General features: G+C 68.9%; 7 protein-coding genes. 4 read left to right on the top strand and 3 right to left on the bottom strand.

The annotated features are described in order from the left end of the window. The 3 genes from U9980_RS15555 to U9980_RS15545 form a co-directional block, all read right to left on the bottom strand. A partial coding sequence (locus U9980_RS15555; protein ID WP_322768572.1) for an HRDC domain-containing protein occupies positions 1-895 on the bottom strand: 895 nt, incomplete at its 3' end. Positions 896-1,143: 248 nt separating this feature from the next. After that, the gene (locus U9980_RS15550; RefSeq protein ID WP_322768571.1) at positions 1,144-1,767 is read right to left on the bottom strand and encodes a DUF3000 domain-containing protein; all 624 of its coding nucleotides are present in this window, start codon (positions 1,765-1,767) and stop codon (positions 1,144-1,146) included. Positions 1,768-2,316: 549 nt separating this feature from the next. Then, entirely contained in the window at positions 2,317-2,712 is a 396-nt protein-coding gene (locus U9980_RS15545; RefSeq protein ID WP_322768570.1) for a DUF3817 domain-containing protein, read from the bottom strand. Between the two features lie 224 nt (positions 2,713-2,936). Here U9980_RS15545 and hemE point away from each other — a divergent pair, with 224 nt between their 5' ends. The 4 genes from hemE (at position 2,937) to U9980_RS15525 (ending at position 8,903) form a co-directional block, all read left to right on the top strand. Continuing rightward, on the top strand, positions 2,937-4,013 hold the full coding sequence (gene hemE, locus U9980_RS15540; protein WP_322752725.1) for a uroporphyrinogen decarboxylase: 1,077 nt from the start codon (positions 2,937-2,939) through the stop codon (positions 4,011-4,013). A gap of 149 nt (positions 4,014-4,162) precedes the next feature. Further along, the gene (gene hemG / locus U9980_RS15535) at positions 4,163-5,593 is read left to right on the top strand and encodes a protoporphyrinogen oxidase (RefSeq protein ID WP_322768569.1); all 1,431 of its coding nucleotides are present in this window, start codon (positions 4,163-4,165) and stop codon (positions 5,591-5,593) included. A 127-nt stretch (positions 5,594-5,720) separates the two neighbouring features. Continuing rightward, positions 5,721-6,506 (top strand): hydrogen peroxide-dependent heme synthase, encoded by a 786-nt coding sequence (gene hemQ / locus U9980_RS15530; protein ID WP_322768568.1) that lies wholly within the window; start codon positions 5,721-5,723, stop codon positions 6,504-6,506. Positions 6,507-7,454: 948 nt separating this feature from the next. After that, positions 7,455-8,903 (top strand): sugar transferase, encoded by a 1,449-nt coding sequence (locus tag U9980_RS15525; protein WP_322768573.1) that lies wholly within the window; start codon positions 7,455-7,457, stop codon positions 8,901-8,903. The last annotated feature ends 200 nt before the right edge of the window (positions 8,904-9,103 follow it).

Here is a 9,103-nt window from a genome sequence, read left to right as displayed (position 1 = left end):
GCAGCCGCGGGCCGGAGAAGATCGGCAGCTGGGTCAGGGCCTCGACGTCCGCGGGGTTGCGCAGGACCGCGTCGATGATCGCGCTGTCGGGAAGCACCCGTCCAGGAGCGATGTCCCGTTCGCGGGCGATCCGATCCCGGGTCGTCCACATCGAGCGGACCGCGGCGAGCTGGCGACGGTTGCGGACCCGGTGGATCCCGCTGGTACGCCGCCACAGTTCCGGCCGCGGCTCACGGGGCGGAGCCGCGGCGATCGCGGCGAACTCCTCGCGGGCGAACCGCAGCTTGTCCTGCGCCGCAAGCTCGCCGTGCAGGGCGTCGCGCAACTCGATGAGCAGTTCGACGTCGAGCGCGGCATAGCGCAACCACGGTTCCGGTAACGGCCTGGTCGACCAGTCGGCCGCCGAATGTCCCTTCTCGAGCGAGAAGCCCAGTACCTTCTCGACCATGATCCCAAGGCCTACCCGCTCGTAACCCAGCAGCCGGCCGGCAAGCTCGGTGTCGAACAGCGTGGTGGGCCGCAGGCCGATCTCGGCCAGGCAGGGCAGGTCCTGGTTGGCGGCGTGCAGGACCCACTCGGCGGTACCGACGGCGTCCTGGACGCAGGACAGGTCGGGCACCGCGATCGGGTCGACGAGGTGGGTTCCAGATCCGCGGCGGCGGATCTGGACCAGATAGGCCCGTTGGCTGTACCGGTACCCCGAGGCCCGTTCGGCGTCGAAGGCCACCGGACCGGTCCCGGCGGCCAGCCGCGCCGCGGCCGCGCGCAGCGAAGGCTCGTCGACGACGACCGAGGGGATGCCTTCGGACGGCTCCAGCAGCGGTCGAGCCTGCTCGGCGCCGCCATCTGGATCGTGGCCCTGCTGGTGCGATGAGTCCGGAACCGTCGACGTCACGATCGGCGATGGTACGTCTCAAGTAGCTGCTGCGAACGGCACTCGGGCGGACGAGGCCAGGTCAAATCGCTGTGGACCCGTAATTGGTGCCGGGATGGGTGATCAATTTTACCGTTGGCATCCATGCAGGCGCGGAGCGTTCTCGACTATGACCTGCGATGGTGAGATGATGAGCGCCATGATCACAATTCTGCGTCGGTCGATACTGTTCCCAGTCGTGACCCCGTGACACACATTGCCGGGCGCTCCTAGTCGCGGCGGGTGGGCAGCGGCACCACTCCGCAGACCCGCGGTGGCAGACCGGCCATGGCGGCGAGCAGGTCCGCGAAGGCATGCAGTTGGGCCACGGCCTCCGTCGGACGCCACCCACGGCGACCGGCGGCACCGGTCGTCTCGGCCCAGTCCGGCGACCACGAGCAGCGCACCTCCACATCCGAGCTGTCGCCGTCCGCGGCGAGAACGCCGAACCGCCTCGAGTTCGTGATGGTCACGGTGCCGCCCATCGCGCGGTAGGCGGCCTGGTTCGCTTCCAGCGCCTCGCGCAGCCACGACCAGGCGACTTCGGGCAGGCACGGGTCCACGGCGATCTCGGGATCGACAGCCGCCCGGGCATAGCAGACGAACCGTGCGGTGCCTTCCCAGGCGCTGTGCCCGATCGGATCGACGAGGAGGATCAGACGCCCGGAGGCGGCCTCGTCACCGTCGCACACCAGACCACCGGCGATGGCGAACGCATACGGCGCCAGCCTGGTAGGTGCTTGGAGCTCGTGTACGGCAATCTCTGACCGCACCCGCCCCAACGCGTCCCGTAGTGCGGCTGTAGCGGCCACGAAGGCTGTCGGCACGCCCTCCGGAGACAGCGATGCGCCCATGGACGTCACGGTAGGACGTCCGGACCGCAGGCGCGCGACAGAGCGTGGGCGACCGGGCGAGCAGACCGGGCATGCATATGCCTGCCCGCGCCTGACACCCGATCAGGCGACATGGCGGGACCGGTGCGGGATCGGATGGCCGGTGGACCGCGGTGCTACCCCCACCGACGCCCGGCCCGGCCTGGCGGGGACCTGCTGTTGATCGACGAACAGCGCCGTTCCGCACTCGACACATGCCCGGTCGGGACACTCCGCCCCGTGCCCGTCCGAACACGGCGGTTGCTCGAAATCGCGTATGTCACCGCACTCGGGGCACACCCGTTGGGTTAACCCGTCGGCGCCCACATGGACATGTTCCATCCGAACACCACTCCCAGGTCACGTCCACGTCGGGAGGGTTCGTGTGGACATCACGGACCCTCTCATCCCATTCGGACCGTCCCTGACGGTGGCACGGACCTGCCCCATTGCCACGCATTCGGCCCCGGCGTGTCGTGCATGCCCATGGGTGTCCGGCTGGTCGCCTTTGGTGAGCATCGACCACTAAACTCAGGGCGCGGTACCAGGCGTCGGGGCTGTCGTGGATGTGGTCGAGCTGCCGGCCGGCGTCGGTGGGTGACCCGCGGCGGGGACGTGCAGCCACCGGCGTTCCACGATGTACGGGGCGATGGGCAGGACGGCGGCACCCAGCGCCAGCAGCGTCTTCGACATCGGCCAGCGCCGACTCCGGGCCAGTGCGATCATTATCGCGCAGTACGCGAGGAAGAGCCCGCCGTGGATCGGACCGAGTACCCGGACGCCGCCGGGGTGGCCGGCACCGTACTTGATCGTCGTTGCGACCAGGAGCAGGAGGAACGACGTTGCCTCGGCGACCGAGACAACCTGCGCGGTGGCAAGCAACCTCTTCTCGCCTCTGTTCGTGCGGGTGTTGCTCGCAGCTGGCATGGTCGGGCCTCCACGGTATTTTCTTCTACGTCATGTCGAAGGTAGTCGTGGCCGAGGCCGTGCGTGGTCCGGTTGCCATGCTGTGGCCCCCGTCCGTCGCCTCATCCGCCGGCCGGTCTCATGCTGTGATCGGTCGGTCCGCGATGGTGGAGCGTGACCGACGTCGCGGCGATCGAGGTCGCCGCCTGAACACCCGGCGCGTCCGGCATGCAACCATCGAGGCCATGTACCGCGCAGCGGCGCCCGGGCGCGGAGTCTCGGGCGCGCCCACTGGAGAGTCCGAACTCCGCGACGCGCCGTTCCTACGGGCGTGTCGCGGTCAGTCCACTGAGCGCACGCCCGTGTGGTTCATGCGGCAGGCGGGCCGGGCGCTCCCGGAGTATCGCCGGCTGCGCGCCGGGACAGCCATGCTCGACTCCTGCCGCGATGCGGCCATGGTGACCGAGATCACTCTGCAGCCGGTGCGTCGGTTCCGCACCGATGCCGCGATCCTGTTCTCCGACATCGTCCTGCCGCTCGTCGCGATCGGCATGGACATCGACATCGTCGCCGGGGTCGGCCCGGTCGTCGCGGAGCCGGTCCGCGACCGCGGTGCGCTCGCTCGTCTGCGGCCGGTCGGCGACGAGGACGTGCCGTATGTCGCCGACGCCGTCCGCACGCTCGTCGGCGAGCTCGGGCCAATCCCGTTGATCGGGTTCTCCGGCGCGCCGTTCACCCTTGCCAGCTACCTGGTCGAGGGTGGCCCGAGCCGGACGCACGCGCGGACCAAGGAGCTCATGTACACCGAGCCGCGGCTGTGGCACGACCTGCTGGAACGCCTTGCCGACATTGCCATCGGCTACCTGCGGGTCCAGATCGAGGCGGGTGTGAGCGCAGTCCAGCTGTTCGACTCGTGGGCCGGGGCACTGGATGAGGCCGACTACCGCCGTTACGTGCTCCCGCACAGCCAGCGTGTGCTTGGTGCATTCGACCATGCCGACGTCCCGCGCATCCACTTCGGGGTGAACACCGGCGAGCTGCTCGGCGCCATGGCCGAGGCCGGTGCGGACGTCGTCGGGGTGGACTGGCGGGTTCCGTTGGACGAGGCCGCCCGGCGGATCGGTCCGGGTCGCGCGGTCCAGGGCAACCTCGACCCGACCGCGGTCTTTGCGCCGGTGGACGTCCTGGCGGACAAGGTCCACGACGTGTGTGCACGCGGTGCCAAGGCGAGCGGTCATGTGTTCAATCTCGGGCACGGAGTGCTCCCGCAGACCGATCCCGGCGTACTCGCCCACATCGTGGACCTGGTTCACGAGGCCTGACCGCCTGACAGCCCGCAGCGCCGGGCGTTCTTGGTCGCCGACGCCGTGACATTGCCGGGCGGCCCGACCCGACCGTCGGGCGCGGAGGGAGACTGGACCCGCGGCGGCCGCATCGGGCAGGCGGCCGCGATCGGGAGGAGCGGGTCCACATGCGGGTCGTCGTGGTCGGAGCGGGCATCGCGGGGCTGGCTGCCGCCCATGCGCTACGGGGCCGGGCTGAGGTCACCGTGGTCGAGTCCGGCGACCGCGTCGGAGGCAAACTGCGGACCACCTCGTTTGAAGGCATGCCCATCGAGGAGGGTGCGGAGTCGTTCCTGACCCGCGTACCGGACGCCGTGCGCCTTGCCCGGCATGTGGGAATGGGCCACGACATCGTTCATCCGGCGACCACCGCGGCCTCGCTGCTGATCTCCGGCCGGCTGCGGCCACTGCCGCCGCGGACCCTGCTCGGCGTGCCGACCGACGCGATCGGCCTGATCCGTTCCCGGGTGCTCTCACCGGTCGGGCTGCTCCGCGCCGCCGCCGATCTGGTGCTGCCGCGTACGATCCTGCCGGACGACCCCACCGTCGGTGGCTATGTGGGTGCCCGGGTCGGCCGCGAGATCGTCGAGCGGCTCGTCGACCCGCTGCTGGGCGGGGTGTACGCGGGGCGGGCCGATGCCATGTCCCTGCGCGCCACGGTTCCGCAGCTGATACCGATCATGTCCGAGGACCGCTCGCTGTTGCTCGGGGCGTACCGGGTCCGGGCCCGCACCGCGCCCGCGGATCCCGCGGGAACACCGGTGTTCGCCTCGATCCGTGGTGGCCTCGGACGGTTCGCGGCAGCTGTCGCGGACACCAGCGGGGCGACGATCGTGCTCGGCGCGACCGTCCGTGCGGTTGGCCGGACGCCGTCGGGCTGGCGGCTGACCGTCATGGATACCGGCGCCCCCGACACACCGGCCGCCCCGGGGGCCGGCGGGTCGGGCGAACGGGAGATCGATGCCGACGCCGTGATCCTCGCCGTGCCCGTGGCCGTGGCCCGGGCCCTGCTGGCGCGGGTGGCGCCGCACGCAGCCGCACCGCTGGCCGCCGTCCCCTACGTGTCGGTGGGGTTGACCACCCTCCTCTACCGGGGAGCGCGGCTACCGCCCGGCAGCGGCTATCTGGTGCCGCCGCGTGCGGGCGGGGTCGTCAAGGCGGCTACGTTCGTGTCCGCGAAGTGGCCGCATCTGTCGGCCGGTACCGACCTCACCGTCGTGCGGGCAAGCGTCGGGCGGGCCGGCGACGTCCGTGACCTCGAGCGGGGCGATGTCGAGCTTGCCGGCGTGGTCGCGGCCGAGCTCGCCGCTGCGACCGGGCTGACGGTCCGGCCGGGGGCCAGCCGGGTGACACGCTGGCCCGACGCGCTCCCGCAGTATCTGCCCGGGCATCTGGACCGGATCGCGGCCGCCCGCCGGGCGCTGCCCACCGGCCTTGCACTGGCTGGCGCGGGATACGACGGGGTCGGCATCCCGGCATGCGTCCGGTCCGGCGAGGCGGCAGCGGAAACGGTGCTGCGCGCGGATGACGCTGTGCGGACCGGGCGGATCGGGCCGTGACGCGCACCGGATGGTCAGACCTGCCCGACGGTGAGCCGTACCCGACGGTGAGCGCACGGTGCGGTACTGACGTGGCATCTGCCGGCACTGCCCGGCCAGGCAGCTCCGGCTAGGCGACAATTGGGCCATGTCCGAGACTCCGAGCGGCCGAAGCCCGCGCGATCATGACTCTGGTCGCGCGGCCGGCGGCCTCATCCAGCCCAGTACCGAGATCTCCCCGGGTACTCCCGCGCTGTCCGCGCGCGATCTCAATGCCGAGCTCCTCTACACCTCCTGGTCGGTCTTTGCGGCGCGGGACCCGCTACCCGCGGACCGCGGTGCGGTCGTCGCGGAGGTGGAGGGCCTGCTTGCCGGTGCCCTGGCCAAGGACGTCTACACCCGCGGCATGTACGACATCAGTGGGTACCGCGCGGACGCCGACGTCCTGCTGTGGTGGACCAGTCCGGATCCGGACCTGCTGCAGGAGACCTACCAGCGGTTCCGTCAGAGTGCCCTGGGGCGGGCCATGGCCCCGGTGTGGTCCGGGGTCGGCCTGCACCGGCCGGCCGAGTTCAACCGCAACCACGTCCCCGCCTATGTCCGGCGCGAGGATCCCCGGCCGTATGTCTGTGTCTATCCGTTCAACAGGTCACTGGAGTGGTATCTGCTGCCCGACTACGAACGGCGGGGCATGCTGGCCGAACACGGGATCATGGGTCGGGAGTTCGCTGATGTCCGGGCGAACACAGTGGCTGCTTTCGGTCTCGGTGACTATGAGTGGTTGCTGGCGTTCGAGGCGGACGAGCTCCACCGGATTGTCGACTGCCTTCGGCACCTGCGCGGCAGCCGGGCGCGGGTGCATACCCGGTTGGAAACGCCGTTCTTCACCGGGGTTCGCAAGCCGGTCGCTGATCTCGTTGCGGCGCTGCCGTAGCGTCCGGCCGCGACCCGCCGGCGGAATGGCACCATTCATGCTGGTTCATACCGATTTTTCATCCGGTTGGGTCGTGGGCCGCCCCCGTCTGAGCGGGCATCCGGGTGGGCGTTCCGGGTAAACTGGTCATTATGTTGCAATTACGTCGCGTAACTTCGTCCCCGATCGTGGATGGCTGTGATTCTCTGCTACCATCGGTTACCACAAGTTCATGGATGTCTGACCCGCGTCACCTTGCCGACCGCTTCCGGTAACCTCAAGGGGGTCGCCGGATTGCTTCCCGAGTGGTACCGGTACGGTTTTCCGTGTGGTAATCCCAGGCGGTTGTTCCGACATGCCATTCACGGTTCCCGTAGGATCTGACAACGGCGGCCGGAACACGGCGGCTCGGTTTACCGATCTGTTGGGACGGGTGAGATTCTCGCGGACCGCGATTGGTTCTGTTGCGACCTGTCGGACCTGTCGCGCGATCGCGTCCATGCCTCACCGAGGCCGCACCGAGGAACGGAGCACGCGCTGCCGGAGATCGAACCCCGATGGCGTCCGTCCGGGTATCCGACCCGCCGGACACGGCGTTTGACGACGCCTGGACGGCCGCGGCGGAAGCTGGTTCCTGGTTGATCGACGCTGTTCCGTGGTGGCCGCAATGATCCGGGTGGGTACATCCACCCGGTCGTGGCGGAGCGCTGGCGGCAGATCGCCCGATCGTGCGGATAGAGATCTTATGATTGCAGACAGTGAGAAGTCGTCCGAGTCCTGGGGGGGCTGGCAGTGACGGAGACAATGCCCGGTGACGCTCGGGCAGCGACGGGGGCCAGATTGGCCCCCCTTGTCCGTGGTTTTGACATGTGGGATCAAGCTGATCCCGATTTCGGCGACATGCCCGAGGACGGCCGGCAGTCTCGCCGGCGTCGGTCCGCCGTCCCGGAATCAGCGGCCACGGGTGCCATGGAGCGGGTGGGATACCGTGCTCAGGTCGCCTGGGAGCGCAGGTATGTTCGCCTTCTCATCGTGTTCGACATTCTGGGCTGTGTGCTGGCCGCGATTATAGCGTTCTTTGTGCGTTTTGGTGACCATCCGTTTCAGTCCTCATGGCCGTACATCCTCATGAGCGGCTTACTGCCGGTGGCCTGGGCGCTGTCGATGGCATTCGGGCGTGCATATGAGGGACGTTTTCTCGGCGGCGGTTCGGAGGAATTCAAGCGGGTCGTGAACGCGGCGGCCCGGATCACCGCATGCGTCGCGGTGATTTCCTACGCGACAAAACTTGAGATTGCTCGAAGCTATATTCTCATTGCGTTTCCCGTCGCCACCGTCCTTTCGGTTGTCGGCCGGAGTGGTGGGCGTGGCATTCTTCACCATATGCGGCGAAACCGTCGCTGTCTGCACAGAGTGCTGGTTGTCGGTGCTGGTGAGTCGGCGGCGACCCTTGTCCGCCTGGCCCATCGTGACCCGACGTCCGGCTGGTCGGTGGTCGGGGTCTGCCTTGATCGGTCCCCGGGTCGCCACAGCCATGACCTGCCTGAACGAAGTGGCTTCGACCTGCTCGGGGTTCCGATCGTCGGAACGTTGGACAGCCTCCACACCGCGATCCAGGCCACGAGAGCGACGACGGTGGCCATCTGTCCGCAGCTGGACAGCGACACCCTTCGACAGGTGATGTGGGCTCTCGAGGGCAGCGACGTCGACGTTCTGGTGAGCTCCGCGCTCACCGACGTCACCGGTCCCCGTATTTCGATCCGCCCGGTGGCTGGCCTTCCCCTGCTCCATATCGAGGAACCGGAGCTCACCGGTGGCCGGCGGGTCCTGAAGGCGTTGGTCGACCGTTGTCTCGCGCTCACCGCGGTCATGATTTTTGCGCCGTTGCTCCTGGGGCTCGCAATCGCGGTGCGGCTGAACAGCCGGGGTCCGGCGATCTTCAAGCAGACCCGGGTGGGTCGCGGTGGTGATTCATTCCGGATGTACAAGTTCCGTTCGATGTACATCGACGCCGAAGCGCGTCTGGAGGAGCTCCGCGGGGCGAACGAGCGTTCCGAGGGCCTGCTGTTCAAAATGCGTAATGATCCGCGGGTGACCCCGGTCGGGCGCTTCCTGCGCAAGTGGTCGTTGGACGAACTGCCTCAGTTGTTCAACGTCATCAACGGAAGCATGTCGCTGGTCGGCCCGCGGCCGCCGCTGCCGTCGGAGGTGGCGCAGTACGAAGGCGACGTACATCGCCGGTTGATGGTCAAGCCCGGACTCACCGGACTGTGGCAGATCAGCGGCCGTTCCGATCTCGAGTGGGACGAGTCGATCCGCCTGGACCTGCGCTATGTCGAGAACTGGTCGCTGGCCATGGACTTCGTGATCCTCTGGCGGACGCTGTTCGCCGTCGTGCGTCGCGAGGGCGCCTACTGACAACGCCCGGTCGTCCCACATCCCCCTGGTGCGAGCCGACCTGTCGCACCCGCTGCGCTTGCGGTCCGCAACCGTGGACGGCGTCTTCGCCGGTGAGATCTTCGCGCGTAGCATGCGTTCGCGTGGGGGGTCTCGTCGGGCGCGGGCCGGAGCTGGCGTTGCTGCAGGACGCTCTCGAACGCGCGCGGTCCGGTCAGGGG

The organism is Protofrankia sp. Cr1, from assembly GCF_963555865.1.
Taxonomy (GTDB): domain Bacteria; phylum Actinomycetota; class Actinomycetes; order Frankiales; family Frankiaceae; genus Protofrankia.
Note: the sequence above shows the minus strand (reverse complement) of the source record. Positions and strands in the feature narration are given on the sequence as shown.